Raw genomic sequence first — 25,926 nt, 5'->3', positions numbered from 1 at the left:
CGGGGTCCGGCGTGCGCGGCGGCGTCTCGGAGCGAGGTCGTAGGCTTGATCCTGATGAGACGCCGCACCCCGCCACCGCCCTCTCCCCTGCCCCAGCGCGAAGGAGTGGATCCGGTACGGGTGCGGCTTCCGGCCGGGGACGCGTGGGCGACGGTACGCGACCATCTCGTGGAGCGGCTCGCGGCCGGGCCCGGCATGATCGACGGGATGCTCGACGCGGGTCTGATCGTGGACGCCGAGGGGCGCCCGGTACCGCGAGACATGCCGTATGTGCCCGGGATGTTCGTGTGGTTCCATCGGGAGCTGCCGGACGAGGAACGGGTGCCGTTCCCGGTCGACGTCGTGTACCGGGACGAGCACGTGGTGGTGGCCGACAAGCCCCATTTCCTGGCCACCACGCCGCGTGGCAGCCATGTCGCCGAGACGGCCCTGGCGCGACTCAGGCGACAGCTGGGGATACCGACACTGAGTGCCGCTCACCGCCTGGACCGGCTGACCGCGGGTCTGATCCTCTTCACGGTGCGCCCCGAGGAACGCGGCGCGTACCAGTCGCTGTTCCGCGACCGGCGGGTGGAGAAGGTGTACGAGGCAGTGGCGCCGTACGACACGACGGTGGATCTGCCACGCACCGTGCGGAGTCGGATCGTGAAGCCACGCGGGCACATGGCAGCTCAGGAGATCGACGGCGAACCCAACGCCGAGACCTGGATCGAGTTGCTGGCGGTGCGGAAGGGCGTGGCCCGGTACCGGCTGCTGCCGCGTACCGGGCAGACGCATCAACTGCGCGTACACATGAGCGCGTTGGGGCTGCCGATTCTCGGCGACCCCCTCTATCCCGTGGTGACCGAGCCCGTGGCGGTCGGTGATTTCCGGCACCCTCTTCAACTTCTGGCGCGAGAGTTGGAGTTCACCGACCCGGTCACCGGACGCGAGCACCGGTTCGTCAGCCGCCGTGAGCTGCGAGCCTGGTCCTCGACCGACACAGCGGATCAGTAGCGACCGTGGCGCCCAGGGGGCGCCTCACTTGCCCCCGAGCCAGCGCAGGAGACGGTGGAACACACCCCTACGGCCGGCCTGTCCCGGTGCTTGTGTGGACTGGGGTGTGCGGGGCGTGCCGACGGGCTCCGGAGCCGTGGGCCGAGGCTGCTCGGCGGCGGCCCTGGAGCCCGAGCGCTGGGACGGGACCGACTCGGCTTGGGAGCTGAGGGTGACCTCCTGCTGGGGTCCCGGCGCGAACTTCACCGGCAGCTCGACCAGATGCCGGTTCGAGATGGTCTCCCGCCAGCGCAGTTCATGCTCGTCGCAGGCCAGCTGGATGTCCGGCACCCGGTTGAGCAGGGCGTCGACACCGACGTCGGCGATGGCGCGGCCGATGTCCTGGCCGGGGCATTCGTGAGGGCCGCCGCTGAAGGCGAGATGGGAGCGGTTGCCCTGCATGTTGGCCTTGAGGTCGGGGCGCACCCGCGGGTCGACATTGCCGGGGGCGATTCCGAGAAGCAGGCCGTCGCCTTGGCGGATGCGCTGACCGGCCAGCTCGGTGTCCTGCTTGGCGAAGTAGGCGATGACGGCGCTGAACGGCGGTTCGTCCCACAGGGTCTGTTCCACCGCCTCGGGCACGGTCATCTGGCCGCCGTTGAGCTGGGCGCGGAAGCCAGGGTCGGTGAGCACCACCCGCAGCACGTTGGCGAGCAGGTTGGCGCAGCTCTCGGAGGCGACGATCAGGACGAGCCGTAGGTGCTGGGCGACCTCCTCGTCGGTGAGCCGCGCCGGATGGTTGATGAGGTGGCTGGTGAAGTCGTCCTTGGGCTGGGCCCGGCGTCGGGCGGTGAGCCGCATCAGGACGTCCATGATGTACGCGTTGCTGGCGAGGGCTGTCTCCGTGCCCTTGGGCAGGTCCCGGGCGGCCTCCACGAGCCGGTCGTTGTACTCCTCGGGCATGCCGAGGATCTCGCACATGACCACCATGGGCAGGCGCTCCGCGAACTGGCTGACCAGGTCGGCTCTGCCTTCCTCGCAGAACTTGTTGACCAGGTGCTGGGTCGCGCGGTTGATGTGGCGGCGGATGGCCCGGTAGTCGATGGTCGACATGGCGCCGCTGACCGCGCCGCGCAGCCTCAGGTGCTCGTCGCCCTCGGCGTGCGAGCACAGGGGCTGCCAGGCGAGGTGGGGCATGAGCGGGTTGTCCGGCTTGGCCGTCCCGTCCTGCATCGGGGTCCACAGGCGGGTGTCGCGGCAGAAGTGGGAGGGGGTGCTCACCATGTGCATGTTCTCGCTGTGGCCGAGCACCACCCAGATCGGTAGGTCGCCGTGGAGAAGGGCAGGGGCCACCGGGCCGTGTTCGGCGCGGAGCTTCTCGTACACGGCTCCCAGGTCTTCCGCTCCGGGGCCGTAGAGCCGGCGCAGGCCGCCGGGGCCGAGGTCGTGCGCGGGGCAGCCCGGGGGCGGCGCGGCCGAGGGGTCGTCCGTGTCGGTCAGAGAGTGGGATTCAGGCGTCACAACGATCGCTTTCGAACGGAAATGGATCCGGTATGTAGTGCGATGAGACCGAGAGGGGACACCGTGCGGGACGACACGGCTCCCGGTCGGGACAAGTGCGGCGGGCGGCTCAGAGCAGTCGTGGTACGAGGACTCGGAGGGGTTCCGGGGTCAGGCCGACGCCCTCGACATCGCCAGGGAGTGCAGGAAACGCATGAGGGTCATCAGGACGTCCCGGCTGGACGCGCGGCGCCGTGCGTCGCACCGGATGATCGGGATCTCTTCGGCCAGGTCGAGCGCCTGGCGCAGTTCCTCGATCGCGTAACGGGGGGCGTCCGGGAAGTCGTTGACGGCGACCACGAAGGGCACGTTGCGCTCCTCCAGACGGCCCATGACGTCGAAGCTGACCTCCAGCCTGCGGGTGTCGACGAGGACGACGGCGCCGAGAGCCCCCTCGAACAGGCCGTTCCACAGGAACCAGAAGCGCTCCTGGCCGGGGGTTCCGAACAGGTAGAGCACCAGCTGGTCCGTGATGCTGATGCGGCCGAAGTCCATGGCCACGGTGGTGGCGGTCTTGGACTTGGAGCCGTAGTTGTCGTCGACTCCGATGCCGGCCTGGGTCATGGTCTCCTCGGTCGTCAGCGGTCTGATCTCGCTGACGGAGCCCACCATGGTCGTCTTGCCGACCCCGAAACCGCCCACGATCACGATCTTCGCCGCGGCCTGCGCGGTGTGCGGCAGGTGGTCCTCGGTCCGTGGACCCGTGATGGTGTCAGAGCTTTTGAAGTCCATGCATCACCGCTTCGAGGAGGGAACGGTCGGCCCGCGCCTGGCGAACGACGGGTGCGCGCGCTTGGACCAGTTCGGCCGTCAGCAGCTCGGTGAGCAGGACGGTCACCACGCTGATCGGCAGGTTGAGATAGGCCGAGATCTCGGCCACGGACAGGGGTGCCTGGCAGATTCGGATCAGCGCCGACTGCTCCGGAGCGGCAGACGGCGGTGGATCGGCGCGCGCGACGATTAACGTGACGAGGTCGATCGGAGCTCGTTCGCCGTTCTCTCCCGTGAGGATGTAGAGACGCTCGGGGGGCCGCTCTCCCGTCGCGTTCGGAAGGTCGTCCTCGTGGAGCGGGGGAGACGGCTCGTGTTTGGGTTGGCGCCGCTGGCGCTGCGGAGGCGTCATACGGTCTGCCCGTTCCGACGGGGCGGACTGGTCAGATGGGCGCCGATCCGGTCCACGAGGTCCCGCATGCGGTTGCTCATCAGGCCGGGCTCCGCGATCTCATTGGCGAGCACCGCGAGGTAGGCGTTGGAACCGGCGGCCATCAGATAGAAGTAGCCGCCGTTGATCTCGATGATGACCATCCGCATGTGACCGTCGCTCTGCGGGATCTCCCCGGCCACGGCGCCTGCGAGGCTCTGCAGTCCCGCGCAGGCGGCCGCGACCCGGTCGGCCGCGTCCGGGTCGCCTCCGTGGCGGGCGATCCGCAGACCGTCGGCGGACAGCACGACGATCTGCTGGATGCCGGGTACTCCGTCGGCCAAATCCTTCAGCATCCAGTCGAAATTGGCTCGTTGCTGGATCACTTGAGGTCCCCCTCGTCGTCGGCCTCCGTACGGGCCGGCTCGGTGTTCGCGGTGAGAGCGGTGGACGTGGTCGAGTCGTCCGGGTTCCTGAATGCGTTCGGGTCGGGGTCGCCCTTGAGCCCGGCCATGAACGCCTCCACCCACATACCGGGCGGGGGCAGCTCCTTCTTCGGCTCCGGCTCCGGCTGCCACACGGGGGCGGCGGCCATCGCCGCCTCTGCCGCGGCTTCCGCGGCGGCGGCCTCGGCGTAGCGCTGGCTGAGCGGGATCTTGTTCCGGCTGCGGCGCTGCGGCAGGCCGTTGGCGGTCCACTCGGTGACGACGGGCACGTCGTCCTCCACGCCCGGCCCCATCTCCTCCGCCGAGCTCGGGATCCGCGGACCGGTGGTCGGACGACGACGCTTCGGTTTGCGGTTGGGGCCCTCGACACCACCGGTGTCCATGGTGGGTACGGCGCCGATACCGATGCCGTGGGCGAGACCCGGGGCGGCCTCCTCCGTGAGCATGTCGCGAGGTACGACGACGACTGCTCGGACGCCGCCGTAGGCGGACGGCCGCAGCGAGACCTGCATGTTGTACATCGTCGACAGCCGGCCCACAACGGCGAGACCGAGACGCGGGCTGCCGCCCAGGTCGTACATGTCCATGCCCTGCTGCGCCTTCGCCAGCATGTCCTCGACCTTGGCCCGTGCCTCCTCGCTGAGGCTGATGCCGCCGTCCTCGATCTCGATGGCGACGCCGGTCTGCACCTCGACCGCCGTGACGTGCACCTTGGTGTGCGGCGGAGAGTAGCGGGTCGCGTTGTCGAGGAGTTCGGCGCAGGCGTGGATGACGGGTTCGACGGAGACGCCGTTGACGTTGACCTTGGCGATGGAGTGCAGCTCGATGCGGCGGTACTCCAGGATGCGGGACATCGCGCCGCGCAGACAGCTGTACAGCGGGACCGGCTTGGGCCAGACACGGCCCGGGCGGCTGCCGCCGAGGACGGCGATGGAGTCGGCGAGGCGGCCGATCAGCGCGGTGCCGTGGTCGATGCGCAGCAGGTCGTCGAAGACCTCGGGGTTGCGCCCGTGGTCCTCCTCCATCTCTCGGAGTTCCTTGTTCTGCTGGTGGACGATCGCCTGGACGCGGCGGGCGATGTTGACGAAGGAACGCTGCGAGGAGTCGCGCATCGCTTCCTCGCGGTCCACGATGTCGAGCACCGCGCGCAGCAAGTCGCGCTGCGACTCGGGGAGTTCCCGCCACTCCGCGTCTCCGTCGATGACGTGGCGAATCACCTCTGAGGGGGATTCTCCGCCGCGCAGCCGGTACAGCACGGCGGGCAGGATCTCCTTGGCCAGCCGGGTGAACTCCTGGTCGTGGGCGGCGATCCGCTGCTCCAGGGAGAGGGTCCGCCGTTCCTGTTGGGCGCGCAGTTCGCGCACGGAGCGGCGGGTGCCGCGCACGGCCACGACCGCGACCGCGATCAGCAGCAGTGTCGCGACGGCTCCGGACAAGCCGACGGCGAGCCGGATCGGCCCTGTCACCAGGGCGACGGTGATCCCGGTCGCCGCGGCCATCAGTATCGCCGGCAGCAGTAGTACGCGCCCGTGGGGGAGGTCACGGCCACCGGGAGGCGATTGAACACTCACCATGTATGCCCTCTAACGACAAATCGGCTGGAGGTCGGGGGACTTGCTGGGACTTCTGGGACTAGCTGGGGGTTCATCCGGGAATCAAACTGGATCTTCGGTAATTTTTGGAACAAGCGCACGAATACACCTCAACTCGGCGCGCTGCGGGCGAGCTTAGTCCGACCGGATCATCGCTGTGTCATATTCAGCAACCGCCTGAAATCGCCCTCACGACAGGAGTACGCTCTGGTCGTTTACACGCTCAGGCGTGACTCGAACGCATAGCGTGACGGGGTACGGGCGTGCGAAAGCGCGGGCGTGCGGGGCGAGGGGGCGAGGGCCGGCCCTGAAGGTCGGTCGTACGGCCAAGCCGAGACAGCAGACCCCAGGCGTCAGGCGTCAGGCGTCAGGCGTCAGGCGCCGACAATACGCAGCGCGGCGTCCGCCGTGGCCTCGGCGAACGCGGACACCTGGCGGTCCGGGTCGGAGCGGTGCACGAGGATGACCCCCTCGATCAGCCCGAACACGAGGTCGGTCCGCAGCTCCAGCTCACTCTTGGCCAGCGCCGCGCCCACGGCCGTCGCCGCGATCAACTGGCCGTAGGCATCCTTCAGTTCGGCCCGCACGGCATGGAAGCCGGCGAAGCGTTCGGCGCGGACCTCGGGGAGGAGGTACAGCCCGCCGAGGTTGTGCGGGCCGCCGCACAGCAACTCCACATCGGCGCGACACAGCTCCCACAGCCGCTCCTCGGCCGGGTCGGCGTCCCGGGTGAGCAGTTCACGGGCGTACCCCAGGGACGGCGTCACCGTGGACTCCAGGAGCTCCGCCAGCAACTCCTCCTTGCCGGAGACGTAGTGATACATGGACGCCTGCCGCATCCCGGCCCGCTCGGCTACGGCCCGGGTGGTGGTGGCGGCATAGCCACGCGTGGTGAACAACTCGGCCGCCGCCGCGAGGAGTTCGCCGCGCGGCGACAACCCGCTGTCCGGCCGCTGCGCGACCCTGGGCCTCCCGACCCGCCGCCCACCCGCAGCACCGGCACTTCCCGTGCGCTCGCCCGCAGCACCGGTTCCCGCGCGTTCGCCCGCACCACCGGCACGTCCCGCGGGTTCGCCCGCACGACCCGCGCCTCCCGTGCGTTCGCCCGCACCACCCGCGCTTCCCATGCGTTCGATCCTCGCACACACACGGCGACATCCCACCGGAAGGCGATCAACCCCCACCACCCCACCCGCCAACATCCGGCCGGTGAGGCCCCAGTAACTGCCCCGCAACACGTGGGACATGGCGGCGACCCACCTCCCCCCTAATTTCTGTCGCACGACAGAAATGAGCGCCGCACCCGGAGGTCCCGCCATGGCGACAGCGACCACGTACGGAGCACGCGACCACGCCCGCGCGCAGGAGGGCACCCGCGCCGAGGCGATGCCGGTCGTCCCGGCCGGCGACTGGCCCGACCCGCCGCCCGACGCCGGCCCCCTCGTGTGGGCCGAGACCGTCGCGGGCGGCAACTACACGCACAAGGTGCTGGCCCGCGGCACGGAGCTGCGCCTGACCGACCCGCACGGCGACGCCTGCGCCCACGTCCTGCTGTACGTCGCCGACCGTCCCTGGGAGCGGCTGAACGTCGCCGACACCGTCAAGGTCCAGTGGAACGCCTACCTCGGCGCAGGGGTCCTGCTCCTGTCCGACCAGGGCCGCGTCCTCGCCTCCCTGGTCGCCGACACCTCCGGCCGGCACGACGCGCTGTGCGGCACCTCCACCCTCGTACGCAACACCGCCCGTTACGGCGACGGCAGCCCCCAGTCCCCCTCCCCCGCCGGACGCGAACTGTTCAAGCTCGCCGCCGCGAAGAACGGCCTCGGCCCCCGCGACCTGCCGCCCTCCCTCTCGTTCTTCCAGGGCGTCCAGGTACGCGACGACGGCACCCTCGACTTCACCGGCTCCGCCGGCCCCGGCACCAGCGTCACCCTGCGCACCGAGCAGGACGTCACCGTCCTCATCGCCAACGTCCCGCACCCGGCCGATCCGCGCCCGGAGTACGTGAGCACCGCGCTGGAGGTGCTCGCCTGGCGGGCCCGAGCGACCGAGCCTGACGATCCGCTGTGGAACGCCACCCCGGAGGGACGCCGGGCCTTCCTCAACACCGCCGAGTTCCACACCGCCAGGGGGTCCGCATGACAACCGTGATCATTGCGGCCCGAGCCGCGAGGGGGACCGTATGACTTCCGTGGTCGTCGCGGCCCGCGCCGCCTGGTCCGCCGTCGTCCCGGCCGGCGGGACCCTCACCCTCACCGATCTGCACGGCAACCAGGCCGTCGACTTCCTCGTGTACGACGCCCACGACACAGCCGTCCGCTACAGCGCTCCCGACACGATCCACGCGCAGGGCGGCATCTTCCTCACCACCGGCAGTGTGCTGATGTCCAACGAGCACACCCCGCTGATGACCGTGGTCGCCGACGACGTCGGCCGGCACGACACGGTGGGCGGCGCCTGCTCGAAGGAGTCGAACACCCTGCGGTACGGGCACCACACCTGGTCGCAGCACGCCTGCGTGGACAACTTCCTCGCGGAGGGCGCCCGGCACGGCCTCGGCAAACGCGACCTCGTGTCGAACATCAACTGGTACATGAACGTGCCGGTCGAGAAGGACGGCACCCTCGGCATCGTCGACGGCATCTCCGCGCCGGGGCTGTCCCTGACCCTGCGTGCCGAACGCGACGTCCTCGTGCTGGTCTCCAACTGCCCCCAGATCAACAACCCCTGCAACGGCTTCACCCCGACTGCCGTCGAGATGACCATCGACCAGCCACTGCTCGAAGCCCAGGTTGACACGACCAAAGCCGCCGGCACGACCGCCGAAGCCCCCGCCGACACGACCGGACCCACCGCCGCCACGACCGGATCCACCGCCCCAGCCACCGGACTCCCCGTCGGTACCACCGGAGCCACCTCCCCCAGCCCCGAACCCCCCTCCCAAGGGAGCCCCGCATGACCTTCGGCACCCTGCTGGTCGCCAACCGGGGCGAGATCGCCGTCCGCGTCATCCGTACCGCCCGCGACCTGGGCCTGCGCACGGTCGCGGTGTACTCCGACGCCGACCGCGCCGCACCCCATGTCCGCCTCGCCGACACAGCCGTACGGCTCGGCCCGGCGCCCGCGCAGGAGTCGTACCTCGACGCCGACCTGGTGCTGAGGGCGGCCAAGGACGCGGGCGCGGGCGCCGTCCACCCCGGCTACGGCTTCCTGTCCGAGGACGCCGCCTTCGCCCGCCGCTGCGCGGACGCCGGGATCGTGTTCGCGGGCCCCACCCCGGAGCAGCTGGAGCTGTTCGGCGCGAAGCACACCGCGCGGGCCGCCGCCGAGGCCGCGGGCGTCCCACTGCTTCCCGGCACGGGCCTGCTGGCCTCCCTCGACGAGGCCCTCGATCGCGCCGCGGCCATCGGCTACCCGGTGATGCTGAAGGCCACCGGCGGCGGGGGCGGCATCGGCATGTCGGCCTGCCGGTCCGTCGCCGAGCTCACGGAGGCGTGGGAGCGGGTGCAGCGGGTCGCCGCCGCCTCGTTCTCCTCCGCCGGTGTCTTCCTCGAACGCCTCGTCGAGCACGCACGCCACGTGGAGGTGCAGGTCTTCGGCGACGGCGCCGGCCACGTCGTCACCTTCGGCGACCGGGACTGCTCCCTCCAGCGCCGCAACCAGAAGGTCGTCGAGGAGGCCCCGGCGCCCAACCTCCCGGACGCCGTCCGCGAGCGGCTCGCCACCTCGGCCCGCGACCTGTGCGCGAGCGTCGCCTACCGCTCCGCCGGGACCGTCGAGTTCGTGTACGACCCGGAGCGCGGCGAGGCGTACTTCCTGGAGGTCAACACCCGCCTCCAGGTGGAGCACCCGGTCACCGAGGAGACCCACGGCGTCGACCTCGTCGCCTGGATGCTGCGCCTGGCACGCGGCGAGTCGGACGTCGTCCGCGACCCGGGTCCACCCCGCGGCCACGCCGTCGAGGCCCGGATCTACGCCGAGGACCCCTCCCGCGAACACCGGCCGAGCGCGGGCCTGTTGACGCGGGTGGAGTTCCCGCCGGGCGTCCGCGTGGACGGCTGGGTGGAGACCGGCACCGAGGTGACGACGTCGTACGACCCGCTGCTCGCCAAGGTCGTCGCCCACGGACCGGACCGCGCCCACGCCCTGCGCCGGCTCGACGAGGCGCTGTCCCGGACCCGGATCGACGGCATCGAGACCAACCTCGGCCAGCTCAGAGCCGCCCTGCGCGACCCTGATCTGCGGCGGGCCACCCACTCCACCGCCACTCTCGCGAGCGTGAGCGACCCGACCCCCCGTATCGAGGTGCTCTCCGGTGGCACCCTCACCACCGTGCAGGACTGGCCCGGCCGCACCGGGTACTGGCAGGTCGGCGTACCGCCCTGCGGCCCCATGGACGACCTGTCCTTCCGCCTCGGCAACACGGCGCTCGGCAACCCCGAGGGCGCACCGGGCCTCGAATGCACCCTGCGGGGACCCTCCTTGCGGTTCACGCACGCCACCACGGTGTGCGTGACGGGCGCCCCGACCCCCGTGACCGTGGACGGCTCCCCCGTTCCGCAGTGGGAGCCGGTGACGGTGCCCGCCGGAGCCGTACTGGCCGTCGGCGCCCCCACGGAACACGGCCTGCGCACCTACGTGTTGTTCGCCGGGGGCGGCCTGGACGTGCCGTCGTTCCTCGGCAGCGCGGCCACCTTCACCCTGGGGCGCTTCGGCGGTCATGGCGGCCGGGAGCTGCGGACGGGCGACGTGCTGCACGGCGGAGGGGTCACCGAAGGCAGCCCCGTACCGGCCGAGGCCCAACCGGTCTTCGGCTCGACCTGGCAGGTGGCCGCCCTCGAAGGGCCGCACGCGGCACCGGAGTTCTTCACCGAGGAGGACATCCACGAGTTCTACGCCGCCGACTGGAAGGTCCACTTCAACTCGGCCCGCACCGGCGTACGGCTGGTCGGCCCGAAGCCGCGCTGGGCGCGGACCGACGGTGGCGAGGCGGGTCTGCACCCCTCCAACATCCACGACACCCCGTACTCGGTCGGCGCCGTCGACTACACCGGCGACATGCCGGTCCTGCTCGGCCCCGACGGCCCCTCACTCGGCGGATTCGTCTGCCCGGCCACGGTGATCTCCACGGAACGCTGGAAGCTGGGGCAGCTCCGCCCGGGCGACACGGTCCGCTTCCTGCCCGTCGCCGACGACGCCTCACCCCGGCCCGCGATCGTCGACGGCGGTGTCCTGGCCCGGGACGGCGAGGTCACGTACCGCCGCAGCGGCGACGACAACCTGCTCGTCGAGTTCGGCCCCATGCAGCTGGACCTGGGCCTGCGAATGCGGGTGCACGCTCTGATGGAGGCGGTGGCCGAGACGGGCCCCGACGGCGTCACCGACCTCACCCCCGGCATCCGTTCCCTCCAGATCCGCACCGACCCGGCGCGGCTCCCCCAACCCGAACTCCTGGGCGCCGTACGGCGGATCGTCGCCTCGCTCCCACCGGCCGACGAGTTGGTCGTCCCCTCCCGCACGGTCCACCTGCCCCTGTCCTGGGACGATCCCGCGACCCGTGAGGCCATCGCCCGCTACATGGCCGGTGTCCGCGACGACGCGCCCTGGTGCCCGTGGAACATCGAGTTCATCCGCCGTGTCAACGGCCTGGAATCGGTGGCGGACGTCTACGACACGGTGTTCGCCGCCGAGTACCTGGTCCTGGGCCTGGGCGATGTGTACCTGGGTGCGCCGGTGGCGACCCCGCTCGACCCACGTCACCGCCTGGTGACGACGAAGTACAACCCTGCCCGCACCTGGACCGCCGAGAACTCGGTGGGCATCGGCGGCGCGTATCTGTGCGTCTACGGCATGGAGGGGCCCGGCGGCTACCAGTTCGTCGGCCGCACCACCCAGGTCTGGTCCCCCTGGCAGCAGCGCGGTGCCTTCGAGGCGGGCTCCCCCTGGCTGCTGCGCTTCTTCGACCGGGTGAAGTGGTATCCGGTGGACGCGGACGAACTCCTCGCTCTGCGGGCCGACATCATCTCCGGCCGCTTCGTCCCGCGGATCGAGGAGGGCGAGTTCTCCCTCGCCGACCACCAGCGGTTCCTGGCTGAACACGCCGACTCCATAGCGGAGTTCAGGTCCCGCCAGCGGTCCGCCTTCGCCGCGGAACGAGCCGCGTGGGAGGCCGCCGGTGAGTTCGCCCGAGCGGAGGCGGCCACCGCCGCACCGGTGCCCTCGACGGAGATCGATGTCCCGGCGGGCGGGCGGGTGATCGAGGCGGAGTTCGCCGCGTCGGTCTGGCAGCTCCACGTCCGGCCCGGCGACCGAGTGACCACCGGCGGGCCCCTGCTGACCCTGGAGGCCATGAAGATGGAGTCCCGCGTCCACTCCCCGCTGAACGGCGTGGTCCACGAGACCCTGACCGTCCCGGGCGCCCAGGTCCAGGCGGGCACCCCGCTCCTCGTCCTGACACCCGACACCGACTGATCGGGGCCCGCCCCGCACGTCGACGGGCAGGGGAATCGCCCCGCACGCCGACGGGCGGGGCATCGCCCGCACGCCGAGGGGCACGGGTTCGCCCCGCAGCCGACTGACACGGGCTCACCCGCACGCCCGACGGACCGTCCCATCCCAGGAGCACCGATGCCGCACCCGTCCCCGACCCCGTCCCCCACCCCGGCCCTGACCCGAGTTCGCCTGGCGTACGAGCGCATCGACGCCGTGGACCGCCCCGAGATCTGGATCGACCTGCGGGCCCGGCCGGACGTCGAAGCGGAGGCGAGGGCCGTCGACGCCCGCCTCGCCGCCGGGGACCGTCTCCCCCTCGCCGGCCGCCTCCTCGCCGTCAAGGGGAACATCGACGTCCACGGCCTCCCCACGACCGCCGGCTGCCCGGCCTACGCGTACCCGCCGGACGCGGACGCCCCGGTCGTCGCCCGTCTCCGCGAGGCCGGCGCGATCGTCCTGGGCACCACCAACCTCGACCAGTTCGCGACCGGCCTCGTCGGCACCCGTTCCCCGTACGGCGCCGTCCGCAACGCCCACGACCCGTCCAGGGTCAGCGGCGGCTCCAGCTCCGGTTCGGCCGTGGCGGTGGCCCTCGGCATCGTCGACCTCGCCCTCGGCACGGACACCGCGGGCTCGGGCCGCGTCCCCGCCGCCTTCAACGGCATCGTCGGCCTGAAGCCCACCCGTGGTCAGGTCCCCACCACCGGCGTGGTCCCCGCCTGCGCCTCCCTCGACTGTGTGACGGTGTTCGCCCGCACCCTCCCGGAGGCCGAGCAGGCCCTCGCCCACATGACCTCCCCGTCGGCCCGAGCCCTCCCGCCCCTCCCGCAGCGCGCCCCGGGTCCGTGGCGTGTCGCCGTCCCGCCCCGCGAGCAGCTCGGCGAACTGGACGACGGCTGGGCGGAGGCGTACGAGGCGGCGGTGACGCGACTGGGCGACGCGGGCGTGGAGATCCGCGCCCTGGACCTCACCCCGTTCACCGAGGCGGCCGCGATGCTGTACCAGGGCGCGTTCGTGGCGGAGCGGTACACGGCGGTGGGCGCCTTCGTCGACAAGGCCCTCGCCGACGGTGTGGACTGTCTCGACCCCACCGTGGCAGGCATCATCAGCCGCGCCCGCGAGGTCCCGGCCCATCAACTGTTCGCCGATCAGGACCGGTTGGCCGCGCTGCGCGCCCACGCCCTCGTCGAACTGGCCGACGCGGACGCCCTGCTGCTGCCGACGGCCCCGGGGCACCCGACCCTCGCCGATGTGGCCGCCGACCCGCTGGGCGCCAATGCCCGCCTGGGCCGCTTCACCAACTCGACGAACCTGTTCGACCTGGCGGCGGTGGCCGCCCCCGCGGGCGAGGTGAACGGCCTGCCCTTCGGTGTGATGCTGATCGGCCCGGCGTTCACGGACGAGCGGCTCGCCAGGATCGCCGCGCTCCTCCCGCCGGAGACCCGGCTGGCCGTGGTCGGCGCCCATCTCTCGGGCCAGCCCCTGAACCCCCAGCTCCTCTCGCTGGGGGCCCGCCTGGAGCGCACGACGACCACGGCCCCCGTGTACCGCCTCCACGCCCTGCGGACGTCCCCGCCGAAGCCGGGCCTGGTCCACGTCGGCGAGGGCGGCGCCGCGATCGAGACGGAGATCTGGCGCCTCCCGGCGGAGGGCCTGGGCCGCCTCCTGACAGCACTCCCCCACCCCATGGCCTTGGGCAGTGTGCGGCTGGCCGACGGCACGAGCACCCCCGGCTTCCTCTGCGAACCGACAGCCCTGCGGGACGCCGAGGACATCACCCGCTACGGCGGCTGGAGGTCGTTCCTGACCAGCGGCGGACCCGAGGGTCCCATGTGACCGGAGAGCAGCGAGGGGCGCGGGGAACTACGCAACCAGCCACACACGCACCCGCCGAACACCCCGCACCCCACCCCCCGTAGGCGTCACCCCACCGAGGAGTAGGCCACAACCCCCCGCAACAGCTCGTCGACCGCCTTGCGCGCACTCTTGCCCACGGTCGACCCGGAAGGGGCAGCCGCCGAGATCTGCCCGAGTACGTCGATCACCTGCTTGCACCACCGCACGAAGTCACCGGCCGGCATGTCCGCCTCCCGCAGCACCTCGTCGAGCCCCTTCCCGGAGGCCCACATGTACGCGGCCCAGGCGAAGCCGAGGTCGGGCTCGCGCTGTCCGACCCCTTCGCTCTGGGTGATCCGGAACTCCTCCTCCAGCGCGTCCAGCCGCCCCCAGATCCGGACCATCTCGCCGAGCGCGGCCTTCGCGGCGCCGGACGGCAGCTTCGGCGCCATCGCGTCGTCGCCGACCCGGGCCTCGTAGACGAGCGCGGAGACACAGGCGGCGAGTTCCGCGGGGCCGAGGCCCTCCCAGACGCCGGCGCGCAGGCATTCACTCGCCAGCAGGTCCAGCTCGCCGTAGAGCCGGGCGAGCCGCTTGCCGTGCTCGGTGACCTCGTTGCCCCGCAGATAGTCCAGCTCGGTCAGGAGCGCGACGATCCGGTCGAAGGTGCGGGCGATCGTGTTGGTGCGGCCCTCGATGCGCCGCTCCAGCTGCGTGGTGTCCCGCTTGAGCCGGTAGTAGCGCTCCGCCCAGCGGGCGTGGTCCTCGCGGTCGCTGCACCCGTGGCAGGGGTGGGCCCGCAGGTCGGCGCGCAGCCGTGCGATCTCACGGTCGTCGGCGGCTGCGGAGCGCCGCTTGCGGTGCCGGTCGGGCACCAGGTGGCCGGCCTTCGTGCGCAGCGCGGACGCCAGATCGCGGCGGGACTGCGGCGAGCGGGGGTTGAAGGACTTCGGGATCCGCATCCGCTCCAGCGCCTCGACGGGCACCGGGAAGTCCATCGACGCCAGCCGCTTGACCTGCCGCTCGGCGGTGAGCACCAGCGGGCGCGGCCCGTCGTGGTACTCGAAGCCGCGGTGGCCGTTGGACCGCCCGGCGGGCAGGCCGGGGTCCAGCACCAGGGCGAGCCCCGCGTATTTGCCGGTCGGGACGTGGATGACGTCGCCCGGCTTGAGCTTCTCCAGGGCCACGGCGGCCTCGGCGCGCCGCTGGGCCGCGCCCTGCTTGGCCAGTTCGGTCTCCCGGTCCTTCAGCTCACGCCGGAGGCGGGCGTACTCCTCGAAGTCCCCGAGGTGGCAGGTCATGGACTCCTTGTAGCCCTCGAGCCCCTCCTCGTTGCGCTGGACCTGGCGGGAGATGCCGACGACGGACTTGTCGGCCTGGAACTGCGCGAAGGACGTCTCCAGCAGCTCCCGCGAGCGGTGCCGGCCGAACTGTTCGACCAGGTTCACCGCCATGTTGTACGACGGCTTGAAGCTGGAGCGCAGCGGATAGGTGCGGGTGCCCGCGAGTCCGGCGAGGTGGTCGGGGTTCATGCCGCGCTGCCACAGCACGACGGCGTGGCCCTCGACGTCGATGCCGCGGCGGCCGGCGCGACCGGTCAACTGGGTGTACTCGCCGGGGGTGATGTCGGCGTGCTGCTCGCCGTTCCACTTGACGAGCTTCTCCAGCACCACCGAACGGGCGGGCATGTTGATGCCGAGGGCGAGGGTCTCGGTGGCGAACACGGCCTTGACCAGGCCGCGCACGAAGAGTTCCTCGACGACCTCCTTGAACGTCGGCAGCATGCCCGCGTGATGGGCCGCTATGCCACGCTCCAGGCCTTCCAGCCACTCGAAGTAGCCGAGGACGTGGAGGTCCTCGGAGGGGATGGACGCGGTGCGCTCCTCGACGAGGGCGCGCACCCTCAGGCGTGCGTCGTCGTCGTTGAGGCGCAGGCCCGCGTGCAGGCACTGCTGGACGGCGGCCTCGCAGGCGGCGCGGCTGAAGATGAAGGTGATGGCCGGCAACAGGCCCTCGGAGTCGAGCCGTTCGATGACTTCCGGCCGGCTCGGGATCCAGATGCGGGAGCGCTGGCGGCGCTCGCGCTCACGGTCGGCCTCGCGCATGGCGCGGCCCCGTCTGCGGTCCTGGTACGAGGGGCGGCTGGCCTCCATGCGGGCCATGCGCGTGAGGTCGGGGTTGACGGCCTTGCGGTGGCCCTCGCCCTCCTCGAAGAGGTCGTACATCCGCCGGCCGGCGAGCACGTGCTGGAACAGCGGCACGGGCCGGTGCTCGGAGACGATCACCTCGGTGTCGCCGCGCACGGTGTCCAGCCAGTCGCCGAACTCCTCGGCGTTCGACACGGTCGCCGAGAGGGAGACGAGGGTGACCGACTCGGGGAGGTGGATGATCACCTCTTCCCAGACGGCGCCGCGGAAGCGGTCGGAGAGGTAGTGCACCTCGTCCATGACCACGTAGCCGAGGCCGCGGAGGGTCTGGGAGCCCGCGTACAGCATGTTCCGCAGGACCTCGGTGGTCATCACGACCACCGGGGCGTCGGAGTTGACGCTGTTGTCGCCGGTGAGGAGTCCGACCTGGTCGGCGCCGTAGCGGCGGCACAGGTCGGCGTACTTCTGGTTCGACAGGGCCTTGATGGGTGTCGTGTAGAAGCACTTCTTGCCCTGTTTCAGGGCGAGGTGGACGGCGAACTCGCCGACGATCGTCTTGCCCGAGCCGGTGGGGGCGGCCACCAGGACGCCCTTGCCCGCCTCGAGCGCCTGGCAGGCCTCGATCTGGAAGGGGTCGAGGCCGAAGTCGTACATCTCGCGGAAGGACGCGAGCGCGGTGGCCTGCTCGGCAGCGCGCCTACGTGCTGCCGCATACCGCTCGGCCGGTGAGAGATCCTCTGTCATCGTGCTTTCGAGCGTACCGGGCCCCACTGACAACGGGACGATCATTATCCGGATGACTGCCCCGCGCACGGGAGCGGCCGGGTGCGCCTTGTGGGCGCCCCGGCCGCTCCCGGCCTTGCGAGGTCTGTTCCGTGGCGGTGCGTGTACGTCACGTCACGGATGGGTGTGGTGCGGTGCGTCAGGTGACGTCGTCGTAGCCGTTGATCCGGTCGCGTTCCGTCTCCGGTGACGGCGAGGGAGACGGCAGCGCCGTACTCACGGACACGGTCTCGACCTCGCCGATGTCCTCGGGCGTGAGATCAAGCTCGGAGGCCTCGTCGTCGCCCGGCTTCAGGGCCTCGATGCGGGCCCGGCGCCTGTCGTTGAGCAGGGCGATGGCCGACGCCACGAAGTACAGGACCCAGATGGGGCCGGCCAGGGCCAGCATCGAGATCGGGTCGGTGCTGGGGGTGGCGATGGCCGCGAACAGCGTGATGCCGAGGATCATGCCCCGCCACCAGCCGGCCATCTTCTTACCGGAGAGCACCCCACCGAAGTTCAGCATCACCAGCAGCAGCGGCAGCTCGAAGGAGAGGCCGAAGACGACGATCATCCGCATGATGAGGTTCAGCAGGTCGTCGAGGGGGAGCTGGTTGTCGCTTCCGATGATGGAGAACTGCAGCATCACCGAGGCCATCTTGGGCAACGACCAGTACGCGAAGTACGCACCCATGACGAACAGCGGGAAGCCCGCCGCCACGAAACCCAGGCTGTACTTCTTCTCGTTCCGGTGCAGACCCGGGGCGACGAACGCCCAGAGCTGGTACAGCCACACCGGTGCGGCCAGCACCACGCCCGACGACAGGGAGACCGTCAGGGCGAGGGTGAACGGGCTCAGAAGACCGTTCTGCACGATGCGCGCGCACTGCGTCTCATTGGTGTTCTTCGCCAGCTCGGCGAAGGAGTAGTCGCATCCCACCGCGCGGAGGATGGGATCCGTGAAGAACTGGATGATGTCCTTGTAGAAGAGGACTGCGAAGACGGTCGCGATGACGATCGCCAGCAGACTCTTCACCAGACGGTTTCGCAGCTCGCGCAGGTGCTCCGCGAGGGGCATGCGCCCCTCCGGATCCTTCTCCGTCTTGCGGGCAGACTTGAGCAACCCACGTCCTCATCTCGTGCGGCAGGCCGGACGTCCCGTCCGGCCTTGCGTCAGCGCTTGGTCGTGTCCGTCGGCTCGGCCACGGGCCGGGAGCTGGTCACGTCACCGGGGGCGGCCTGGATCGTGCGCTGAGTCTGGGCCTCGCCGCTCGTGTGCGCGGGCGCGGCCGAGGTGGTGTCGTCCTGGCCGTCGCTCTTCATGGCCTTGGCCTCGCTCTTGAGGATGCGGGCCGACTTGCCGAGCGAACGCGCCATATCCGGGAGCTTCTTCGCACCGAACAGCAGAATGACGACGACGAGGATCAGAATGATCTCGGTGGGGCCGAGGTTACCCATAACTGTCTACCTTCTTCACCGAGGCGGGCGGGTGAGGGCTGTCCGACCGGTCGGACAAGTGTCCGAACGATCGCACTGGCAGCGATCGTAACGCTCAGGGGTGAATCAGAGGCAATCCCTGTGCGTACTCCCGATTCGCGCGACCCTGGCCTCGTTCACCGGGCCGCGACAGGCAGCGTACCTGCCGAAGGTATGAAGGTGACAGGGCGAAGTGGCGCAAACCGCACAGGCCCACCGACTCACAGCAGCCACGCCCGCACCGCACCGCAGCCACGCTCTTACCTCACGGCGTGTCCACGAAGCGGGTCGACCGCTCACAGCGCGTCCACGGAGCAGGCCGACGGCTCACAGCACGGCCACGGGTCAGGTCAGCGGCTCGCTCACGCCGCGTCCACAGAGCAGGTGTGCCGGCTCGTTCACGCCGCGCCCACAGAGCAGGTCAGCGGTCCGCTCACGCCGCGTCCACGGAACAGGCCGCCCACGCACAGCGCAGTGGAGCAGGCCGGCCACTCACAGCGCGTCCACGGAGCGGGCCGCGCTCGCCGTCGCCCGCTCCAGGTCCTCCGCCGCCCTGTTGATCCGCCGCGCCGACTCGGTGACCTGCCGGCCCAGCCGCTGGGCCTCGACGAAGACCCGGACGGCGAGCACCCCCAGCACGGAGAGCCCCAGAAAACCCATAGCGACAGCGAACATCGGCCAGAACATAGCGACGACCCTAGCCCGGCGAATGGAGCCGCAGCGTCCGCACGCCGCCCCCGGTCAGCAGCTCGACGATGCGCTCCCCGGCCGGCTTGCGGACGGCCACACCGCACTCGGGGCAGGTGAAGGAGTAGAACGTGGTCTTGCTGGTGGCGCCGATGGCCAGCCGCAGCGCGCTCGCGCCGAGTTCGAAGTTGGCCCGGCAGTCGGGGCATCCGGCCCTGAACACCACGTCGACCACCCGCTTCATGCCCGCGAACGCGACCGCCGCCGACATCTCCGGCACGCCCTGTAAACCCTGCACACCCTGCAGGCCCTGAGCTCCAGACACAGCCGACCCGCCGTTCACAGCCCTCGCTCCTGTCTGTCGTACCGCCGCTCCTGAGCTCCATCGACCGCACGGGGCGCACCGAGCCGGGCGTCGAGCCCGGCGTACGCCGGTCCGGCCTCGTCGTAGGCCGCCAGGGCCTCCCGGGCCGCCCGTCGGGCGTTGTCGGCCAGGTCCTGGGGCGAGACGATCCGCCCGTCCGGCCCGAGCCGCAGCGCGAGCCGCCGCAGCGAGGCGGGGTCGGGCGTGCGCAGGGTGATCCGCAGCCCGCCGTCCGGGAGCTCCTCGGCGCTGTCGTGCGGGTAGTACTCGGCGACCCACCGTCCGCCGGGCCCGACCTCGACGACGACCTCCGGGTCCTCTGCGGCCGGCTGCACCAGCGCCTCCGACAGATCCCGCAGCTCGATCTCGGGCGGCGCGGACGGCTCGTCGAGGATCTTGATCTCGGCGACCCGGTCGAGACGGAAGGTCCGGCGCGCCTCCGAGCGGCGGCACCATGCCTCGACATAGGTGTGACCCACGCTGACCAGGCGAATCGGGTCGATCTCCCGTTCGGTGACCTCGTCGCGGGCCGGCGAGTAGTAGCGGATCCACAGCCGTCGGCGCTCCGAGATGGCCCGGTCGACGTCGGCGAAGACACCGCCCTCCGACTCGAAGGTCACCGACAGCCGGGAGCTGGCCCCGGCCGCCTCGCCCGCGGCCGTCTCCACCTTGGCGGTGGCCCGCAGCAGCGCCTGCCGGTCGCTCTCGCGCAGCCCGGGCAGCGTGGCGACCGCGCGGGCGGCCACGAGCAGGGCGGTGGCCTCGTCGGCGGCCAGCCTCAGCGGCTCGGCGGCCTCCGCCCCGAGCGCGGCCGGGTTGTGCCACCAGATCCGCTCGCCGTCGGTGTCGATGTCGAGCAGGTCACCGCCGCGGAAGCTGGTCCCGCACATGGGCAGCACATCGAGGTCCGACACCAGCTCGTCCTCGGTGATCCCGAAGGCGCGGGCCACGTCCTCGATACGGGCGCCGGGGCGCTCGCGCAGATACGTGACCAGGGAGAGCATCCGCCGGGTCTGGTCGATGGCGTTCGCCGGCCGGGCCGGTTTTCCCACCACTTTCTTACGTCCCCTCAACCCTTGGCCACGGCACGCAGCCGGTCCACCACGTCGGCCCGCAGCTCGGCGGGGTCCAGGACGACCACGTCGGGCCCGAACTCGACCAGCCAGGCGTCCAGACCGTGCCCGTACGGAATCTCCAACTCGTCCCAGCCGTCACCGAGTTCCCGCACGGCGGTGGCCCTGGCCCGCAGCGGATAGCCGGCGCCCGTGCGGAGCCGGATCAGCGCGGAGCGGTCGGCGGTCTCCCCCGCCCAGCTCGCGACGGTCTCCCGCACCGTGACGACGTCCGGGACCTCGGCGGTGAAGGCGCCGCCCCGGCTGCGCACCTTGCCGGTGATCCGCGACAGCCGGAAGACCCGCTCGGCGCCCCGGTCCCGGTCGAAACCGGCGAGGTACCAGTGGCCGCGCCAGCACTCCAGCGCCCACGGCTCCACATGGCGGGGCTCAGGGCGGGCGGCGGTGGCCTTGCGGTACTCGAACACCACCGGGCGGCGGTCCCGGCAGGCCAGCATCAGCGGCTCGAAGGCGGCCTCGTGCACCGGGATCCGCGGCTCCAGCGCCCCATGGGCCTCGTACGGGTCGACGTCCTCGGGGAGGCCGGCCGCGCGCAGCTTCTGCAGGGCACCGCTCGCGGCCCCGGCGAGCCGGGCCTGCTGCCACACCTTGGCGGCGAGCCCGAGGGCCGCGGCCTCCTCGGCGTCGAGGGTGATGGGCGGGAGGCTGTTGCTGTCGCGGCGGGCCTGGTAGCCGACCTCGCCGTCGAGGTTCTCCACCGTCTCGATGACCAGGCCGAGTTCGCGCAGATCGTCCTTGTCGCGCTCGAACATGCGGTTGAAGGAGTCGTCGGACCCGGCTGCGTCCATACCCGGCCTGGCGGCCTCCACATACGCCTCGATGGAATCCCGCAGCTCGCGCTTGCTGAGCGGTCGGCGCGTCCCCAGCAGACACAGCGCCAGGTTCATCAACCGCTCGGCCTTGGCAATGGCCATCGACGCCCTTCCCTATGGGTGCTTCTGCGGCACGACCGTACCGCTACCGAGCGTCGCGGCAAAAGCCGAGGGCCCATGCCCGGACAGGCATGGACCCCAGGTGGTCGGCTCCGGTCACAGGACCGGGCCGCTCCGGTCGTACGATGATCAGACCCCGAGCAGGTCGACCACGAAGATCAGCGTCTCGCCCGGCTTGATCGCCGGGGTGGGGCTCTGGTTGCCGTAGGCGAGGTGCGCGGGGATGGTCAGCTGACGGCGGCCGCCGACCTTCATGCCCTGCACGCCCTGGTCCCAGCCCTTGATGACACGGCCACCACCCAGCGGGAAGCTGAACGGCGTACCACGGTTCCAGCTGGCGTCGAACTCCTCGCCGGTGCTGAAGGCCACGCCCACGTAGTGCACGGTGACCTTCTGGCCCGCCTGCGCGACCGGGCCCTCGCCCTCCCAGATGTCCTTGATCTCAAGGTCCTTCGGGGGCTCGCCACCGGGGAAGTCGATCTCGGGCTTCTCAATGCTCACGTCTTCAGGCTCCTGCTCTTGTACGAAAAGACAACGCGGGACAGTCTCGCATCCCGCGTACTCACATCTTCGCGAGGATGTCCACGGTGAAGACCATCGTGGAGTCCTTCTTGATGTCGCTGCCACTCGGCGGCGTGTCGCCGTAACCGAGCTTCGGAGGAATCACGATCAGAAGGCGGCTGCCCACCTTCTTGCCCGCCATGCCCTGCTGCCAGCCCTTGACGACCTGCTGCATCCCGAACGAGCTCAGCGCGTCCCGGCTGTACGAGGAGTCGAACTCCTTGCCGGTGTCCCAGATGACGCCCTTGTACTGCACCAGCAGGCTGTCGTCGGCGGCGACCTCCGGGCCGTCGCCCTCGATGATGTACGTCGAGGCCAGACCGGCCGGCGGGTCCGCCTTCGGGATGTCGATGGTGGGGGCCTTGCCGTCGGTGTTCGTGCTCACCTTCGGCAGCTTCGCGTCGTTCTGCGGGACGTTCTTGCCCTTGGCGGAACTCTTGGCGTTGAACGTGTTCTGGATGTCCACCACGAAGACCAGCGTGTCGTCGCCCTTGATACCCGCCTGGGGGTTCCCCTGGGTGCCGTAGCCCCAGGTCGGCGGCACGGCCATCTCGACCCGGCTGCCGGCCTTCTTGCCGGTCAGCCCGTAGCGCCAGCCGTCGATGATGCCCTGCGGGCTCAGCTGGATGACCAGCGGCGTCTTGCGGTCGTAGGAGTTGTCGAAGACCTTGGCCGTCTTCCAGATCTGCCCCAGATAGTTCGCCTGGATGTAGTCACCCTCGGCGACCGTCTTGCCGGTGCCCGCGATCACCGTCTTCACGGCCAGGTTCTTCGACGGATCCCCACTGCCCTTCGCTACGGTCGGCTTCTCGTCGAACTTCACCCCGTCCGTGATCGCGGGCAGCGGACCGTCCACGATCTTCGGCGGCTTCGCCGCACTCGCCGACGCGGACGGGCTGCTGCTGGCCTTGGCCGAGTCGGACTTGTCGTCACCACAGGCGGCGAGCGTGACCAGTCCAGCGGGGACAGCGATGAGGAGTGAGCGTCGGCGCACGGTGAGGGCCTCGTATCGGTCGATCTTGTCGGATGCGTGCGCGCAACTCTACGGCGTGAGAAGGGCGCCGTACGGCAAACGTACGGCGCCCCGCGTTGCGTTCCGACGCAGAGGCCACCCGCCCCGGTGAATTCCAGAGCGGGTGACACACCCGGAACATTCCGGCTCACATTCCGGCGATCAGCTTCTCCACCCGGTCGTCCACCGAACGGAACGGGTCCTTGCACAACACCGTGCGCTGCGCCTGGTCGTTGAGCTTCAGATGCACCCAGTCGACCGTGAAATCCCGGCGCTGTTCCTGCGCCCGCCGGATGAAGTCACCACGCAGCCGCGCCCGAGTCGTCTGCGGCGGAACCGACTTGCCCTCGAAGATCTTCAAGTCATTGCAGATCCGGGCGGCTTGACCTTTCCTCTCCAAGAGGTAGTACAACCCACGACGACGGTGAATGTCGTGATACGCGAGGTCTATCTGCGCGACCCGCGGATGCGACATGGTCATGTTGTGCTTGGCCCGGTACCGCTCGATGAGCTTGTACTTCATCACCCAGTCGATTTCGGTACCGATCCGGTCCAGGTCCTCGGCCTCGATCGCGTCCAGCGTGCGACCCCACAGCTCCAGGACCTGCTCCACGGTGCCCGTGCGGATACCGCGCCGCTCGCAGAAGTCCACGGCCTTCTCGAAGTACTCGCGCTGCACCTCCAGCGCGGACGCCTCCCGGCCACTGGCCAGCCGTACCTTGCGCCGGCCCGTGATGTCATGGCTGACCTCGCGGATCGCCCGGATCGGGTTCTCCAGCGTCAGGTCCCGCATCACCGTGCCCGCCTCGATCATGCGCAGCACCAGATCGGTGGCACCGACCTTCAGCAGCATGGTCGTCTCGGACATGTTCGAGTCGCCCACGATCACATGGAGCCGGCGGTACCGCTCCGCGTCCGCGTGCGGCTCGTCACGCGTGTTGATGATCGGCCGGGAACGCGTCGTCGCCGAGCTGACGCCCTCCCAGATGTGCTCCGCACGCTGACTCACGCAGTACACAGCACCACGCGGCGTCTGCAACACCTTGCCCGCGCCACACAACAACTGCCGCGTGACCAGGAACGGAATGAGGATGTCGGCGAGCCGGGAGAACTCCCCGTGCCGCGCCACCAGATAGTTCTCATGGCAACCGTATGAGTTGCCCGCCGAGTCCGTGTTGTTCTTGAAGAGATAGACGTCGCCCGCGATTCCCTCCTCGTGCAGGCGGCGTTCGGCGTCGACCAGCAGTCCTTCCAGAATGCGCTCGCCGGCCTTGTCGTGAGTGACCAGCTCGGTCACGTTGTCACATTCGGGTGTCGCGTATTCCGGATGTGAGCCCACGTCGAGATAGAGGCGGGCCCCGTTCCGCAGAAACACATTGCTGCTGCGGCCCCATGACACGACACGGCGGAAGAGGTACCGCGCCACCTCGTCAGGAGACAGACGGCGCTGTCCCCTGAACGTGCACGTGACGCCGTACTCGTTCTCCAGCCCGAAAATGCGGCGGTCCATGACTGAACATTACGCCCGATCCACCGACCTGAAACGGGGTTCGACAGCACGGTTTGGATCATTTTCCGATGAGACCGCTACCACCGCACCCCCCGAGGGAACAGCCAGAACCCGTCCCGTCGCCAGCAGAACCAGCAGCGACACGGCCCCCGAGGCACCCGGCACCACGAACCCCCACAGCGTCCCGCCCCACTCCACGACCGGCCCCGCCACCGCCGTACCCACCGACTGGCCCACAGTGAACGTCGTCACGATCCACGAGAACGCCTCCGTCACCGTCCCCCGCGGCGCGTGCCGGTCCACCAGCACGAACCCGCACGCGATCGCCGGCGCCAGGAACACCCCCGCGAGCGTCGTCAGTCCCGTCATCCCGACCGGACCCGGCATCAGCGTCAACGGCACATAGCAGACCGCAAGCAGCCCCACCAGGACCTGCAACCGCCGCTCGGGCGCCCCGTTCCACCGCCGCGCCCCGTACGCCGTACCGCCGACGAGCGCGCCCAGGCCCACGCCCGCCATCAGCCAGCCGTACACCGCGTCCCCGCCGTGACCATCCGCGTACGACACCGCGGCGACCGTGATCGAACCCAGCGCGATGCCCACGAACAGGAACGCCCCGAGCAGCGCCAGCATCCCCGGCGAGCGCAGCGCGCCCAGCCAGTGCGCCTCCCGCGGCGCCGACCGCCAGGCCCGCGACGGCGGCGAGACCACCACCCACAGCGCGCCGAGCACCCCGATGACATTGAGCACGACCAGCGCCGCCGCCGCGGACCACAGCGCCACGCACAGCGTCACCAGCAGCGGCCCCACCGTGAACATGATCTCCTGGGCCACCGCGTCCATCGCGTACGCCGTGTGCACCTGGTCCTCCCGGCGCAGGACCGACGACCACAGGGCCCGCAGCCCGCCCTCCAGCGGGGGCGTGAACAGCCCCGCGACCGCCATCGAGAGATACGCGACGGGCAGCGGATCCAGCCCCGAGAGCGCGAAGACGGTCATGCCGAGCGCCGACACCAGCGCCGCGGGCAGCTGCACCCGCGGCTGCCCGCGCAGATCCACCAGACGGCCCAGCAGCGGCTGCCCCACCGCGTTCGCCACGCCGTACACGGCGGCCAGCGCCCCCGCCAGGCTGTACGTCCCGCCCTCCGCCCGCACGAACAGCACGATCGCGATCGCGGCCGTCGCGTTCGGCAACCGCCCCACCAGGGTGCCCGCCAACAGACGCGCGGCGTGCCGCGCCCTGAGGATCTCCAGGTATCCGGCTGCCATGTTCCGCCCCTCGAACGACTCTCGTCGACTC

Annotated in this window: 21 protein-coding genes and 1 pseudogene; 5 read left to right on the top strand and 17 right to left on the bottom strand. The window is 70.7% G+C overall.

Going from position 1 to position 25,926, the window contains the following annotated elements:
• Positions 1-54: 54 nt before the first annotated feature.
• Complete coding sequence (locus M8J73_RS15275) at positions 55-996, top strand: RluA family pseudouridine synthase (RefSeq protein ID WP_055538143.1); 942 nt, start codon at positions 55-57, stop codon at positions 994-996.
• A 24-nt stretch (positions 997-1,020) separates the two neighbouring features.
• On the opposite strand, the gene M8J73_RS15270 is transcribed toward M8J73_RS15275, so the two are convergent.
• The 6 genes from M8J73_RS15270 to M8J73_RS15245 form a co-directional block, all read right to left on the bottom strand.
• Positions 1,021-2,496: a cytochrome P450 gene (locus M8J73_RS15270; RefSeq protein ID WP_055538135.1), complete on the bottom strand. Its 1,476-nt coding sequence runs from the start codon at positions 2,494-2,496 to the stop codon at positions 1,021-1,023.
• 150 nt (positions 2,497-2,646) lie between these two features.
• Positions 2,647-3,267 carry a GTP-binding protein gene (locus M8J73_RS15265; protein WP_055538136.1) on the bottom strand — a complete coding sequence of 207 codons (621 nt, stop codon included), beginning with the start codon at positions 3,265-3,267 and terminating at the stop codon, positions 2,647-2,649.
• Positions 3,248-3,658, bottom strand: coding sequence for a DUF742 domain-containing protein (locus tag M8J73_RS15260; RefSeq protein ID WP_055538137.1), 411 nt, complete (start codon positions 3,656-3,658; stop codon positions 3,248-3,250). The genes M8J73_RS15265 and M8J73_RS15260 overlap by 20 nt, the downstream gene beginning before the upstream one ends.
• Positions 3,655-4,062, bottom strand: a complete 408-nt coding sequence (locus M8J73_RS15255) for a roadblock/LC7 domain-containing protein (RefSeq protein ID WP_055538138.1) — start codon at positions 4,060-4,062, stop codon at positions 3,655-3,657. The genes M8J73_RS15260 and M8J73_RS15255 overlap by 4 nt, the downstream gene beginning before the upstream one ends.
• The gene (locus M8J73_RS15250; protein ID WP_055538139.1) at positions 4,059-5,696 is read right to left on the bottom strand and encodes a sensor histidine kinase; all 1,638 of its coding nucleotides are present in this window, start codon (positions 5,694-5,696) and stop codon (positions 4,059-4,061) included. The genes M8J73_RS15255 and M8J73_RS15250 overlap by 4 nt, the downstream gene beginning before the upstream one ends.
• Positions 5,697-6,088: 392 nt before the next feature.
• The gene (locus M8J73_RS15245; RefSeq protein WP_055538140.1) at positions 6,089-6,652 is read right to left on the bottom strand and encodes a TetR/AcrR family transcriptional regulator; all 564 of its coding nucleotides are present in this window, start codon (positions 6,650-6,652) and stop codon (positions 6,089-6,091) included.
• 379 nt (positions 6,653-7,031) lie between these two features.
• Here M8J73_RS15245 and M8J73_RS15240 point away from each other — a divergent pair, with 379 nt between their 5' ends.
• The 4 genes and pseudogenes from M8J73_RS15240 to atzF all read left to right on the top strand — a co-directional run bounded on the left by M8J73_RS15240 (position 7,032) and on the right by atzF (position 14,042).
• Positions 7,032-7,856: an urea amidolyase associated protein UAAP1 gene (locus M8J73_RS15240; RefSeq protein WP_055538141.1), complete on the top strand. Its 825-nt coding sequence runs from the start codon at positions 7,032-7,034 to the stop codon at positions 7,854-7,856.
• Between the two features lie 40 nt (positions 7,857-7,896).
• A pseudogene (locus tag M8J73_RS15235) lies at positions 7,897-8,481 on the top strand (urea amidolyase associated protein UAAP2); the annotation flags it as partial.
• A gap of 188 nt (positions 8,482-8,669) precedes the next feature.
• A complete protein-coding gene (locus M8J73_RS15230) occupies positions 8,670-12,185 on the top strand; it encodes a 5-oxoprolinase/urea amidolyase family protein (RefSeq protein WP_249828722.1) in 3,516 nt (1,171 codons plus the stop codon).
• Positions 12,186-12,341: 156 nt separating this feature from the next.
• Positions 12,342-14,042 (top strand): allophanate hydrolase, encoded by a 1,701-nt coding sequence (gene atzF, locus M8J73_RS15225; protein ID WP_249828721.1) that lies wholly within the window; start codon positions 12,342-12,344, stop codon positions 14,040-14,042.
• Between the two features lie 86 nt (positions 14,043-14,128).
• Here atzF and M8J73_RS15220 read toward each other — a convergent pair whose 3' ends face one another.
• The 11 genes from M8J73_RS15220 to M8J73_RS15170 all read right to left on the bottom strand — a co-directional run bounded on the left by M8J73_RS15220 (position 14,129) and on the right by M8J73_RS15170 (position 25,895).
• Positions 14,129-16,978 (bottom strand): DEAD/DEAH box helicase, encoded by a 2,850-nt coding sequence (locus tag M8J73_RS15220; protein WP_249828720.1) that lies wholly within the window; start codon positions 16,976-16,978, stop codon positions 14,129-14,131.
• Positions 16,979-17,111: 133 nt separating this feature from the next.
• Positions 17,112-18,074: a twin-arginine translocase subunit TatC gene (gene tatC / locus M8J73_RS15215; RefSeq protein WP_055537732.1), complete on the bottom strand. Its 963-nt coding sequence runs from the start codon at positions 18,072-18,074 to the stop codon at positions 17,112-17,114.
• A 50-nt stretch (positions 18,075-18,124) separates the two neighbouring features.
• The gene (gene tatA / locus M8J73_RS15210; protein ID WP_055537731.1) at positions 18,125-18,409 is read right to left on the bottom strand and encodes a Sec-independent protein translocase subunit TatA; all 285 of its coding nucleotides are present in this window, start codon (positions 18,407-18,409) and stop codon (positions 18,125-18,127) included.
• Between the two features lie 510 nt (positions 18,410-18,919).
• Positions 18,920-19,114, bottom strand: coding sequence for a hypothetical protein (locus M8J73_RS15205; RefSeq protein WP_055537730.1), 195 nt, complete (start codon positions 19,112-19,114; stop codon positions 18,920-18,922).
• A gap of 10 nt (positions 19,115-19,124) precedes the next feature.
• Complete coding sequence (locus M8J73_RS15200) at positions 19,125-19,385, bottom strand: hypothetical protein (protein ID WP_055537729.1); 261 nt, start codon at positions 19,383-19,385, stop codon at positions 19,125-19,127.
• Positions 19,386-19,453: 68 nt separating this feature from the next.
• Positions 19,454-20,533: a helix-turn-helix transcriptional regulator gene (locus M8J73_RS15195; RefSeq protein ID WP_107423928.1), complete on the bottom strand. Its 1,080-nt coding sequence runs from the start codon at positions 20,531-20,533 to the stop codon at positions 19,454-19,456.
• Between the two features lie 14 nt (positions 20,534-20,547).
• Complete coding sequence (locus tag M8J73_RS15190; protein WP_055537728.1) at positions 20,548-21,525, bottom strand: helix-turn-helix transcriptional regulator; 978 nt, start codon at positions 21,523-21,525, stop codon at positions 20,548-20,550.
• Between the two features lie 147 nt (positions 21,526-21,672).
• Positions 21,673-22,044 carry an FKBP-type peptidyl-prolyl cis-trans isomerase gene (locus M8J73_RS15185; RefSeq protein ID WP_055537727.1) on the bottom strand — a complete coding sequence of 124 codons (372 nt, stop codon included), beginning with the start codon at positions 22,042-22,044 and terminating at the stop codon, positions 21,673-21,675.
• Between the two features lie 61 nt (positions 22,045-22,105).
• On the bottom strand, positions 22,106-23,098 hold the full coding sequence (locus M8J73_RS15180; RefSeq protein ID WP_055537726.1) for an FKBP-type peptidyl-prolyl cis-trans isomerase: 993 nt from the start codon (positions 23,096-23,098) through the stop codon (positions 22,106-22,108).
• Positions 23,099-23,264: 166 nt separating this feature from the next.
• Positions 23,265-24,626: a Pup--protein ligase gene (gene pafA, locus M8J73_RS15175; RefSeq protein WP_055517796.1), complete on the bottom strand. Its 1,362-nt coding sequence runs from the start codon at positions 24,624-24,626 to the stop codon at positions 23,265-23,267.
• A gap of 9 nt (positions 24,627-24,635) precedes the next feature.
• Positions 24,636-25,895, bottom strand: coding sequence for an MFS transporter (locus M8J73_RS15170; protein ID WP_249828719.1), 1,260 nt, complete (start codon positions 25,893-25,895; stop codon positions 24,636-24,638).
• Between the last annotated feature and the right edge of the window lie 31 nt (positions 25,896-25,926).

This window comes from Streptomyces neyagawaensis, assembly GCF_023516595.1.
Taxonomy (GTDB): Bacteria; Actinomycetota; Actinomycetes; order Streptomycetales; family Streptomycetaceae; genus Streptomyces; species Streptomyces neyagawaensis.
This window is presented reverse-complemented; position numbering and strand designations above follow the sequence as displayed.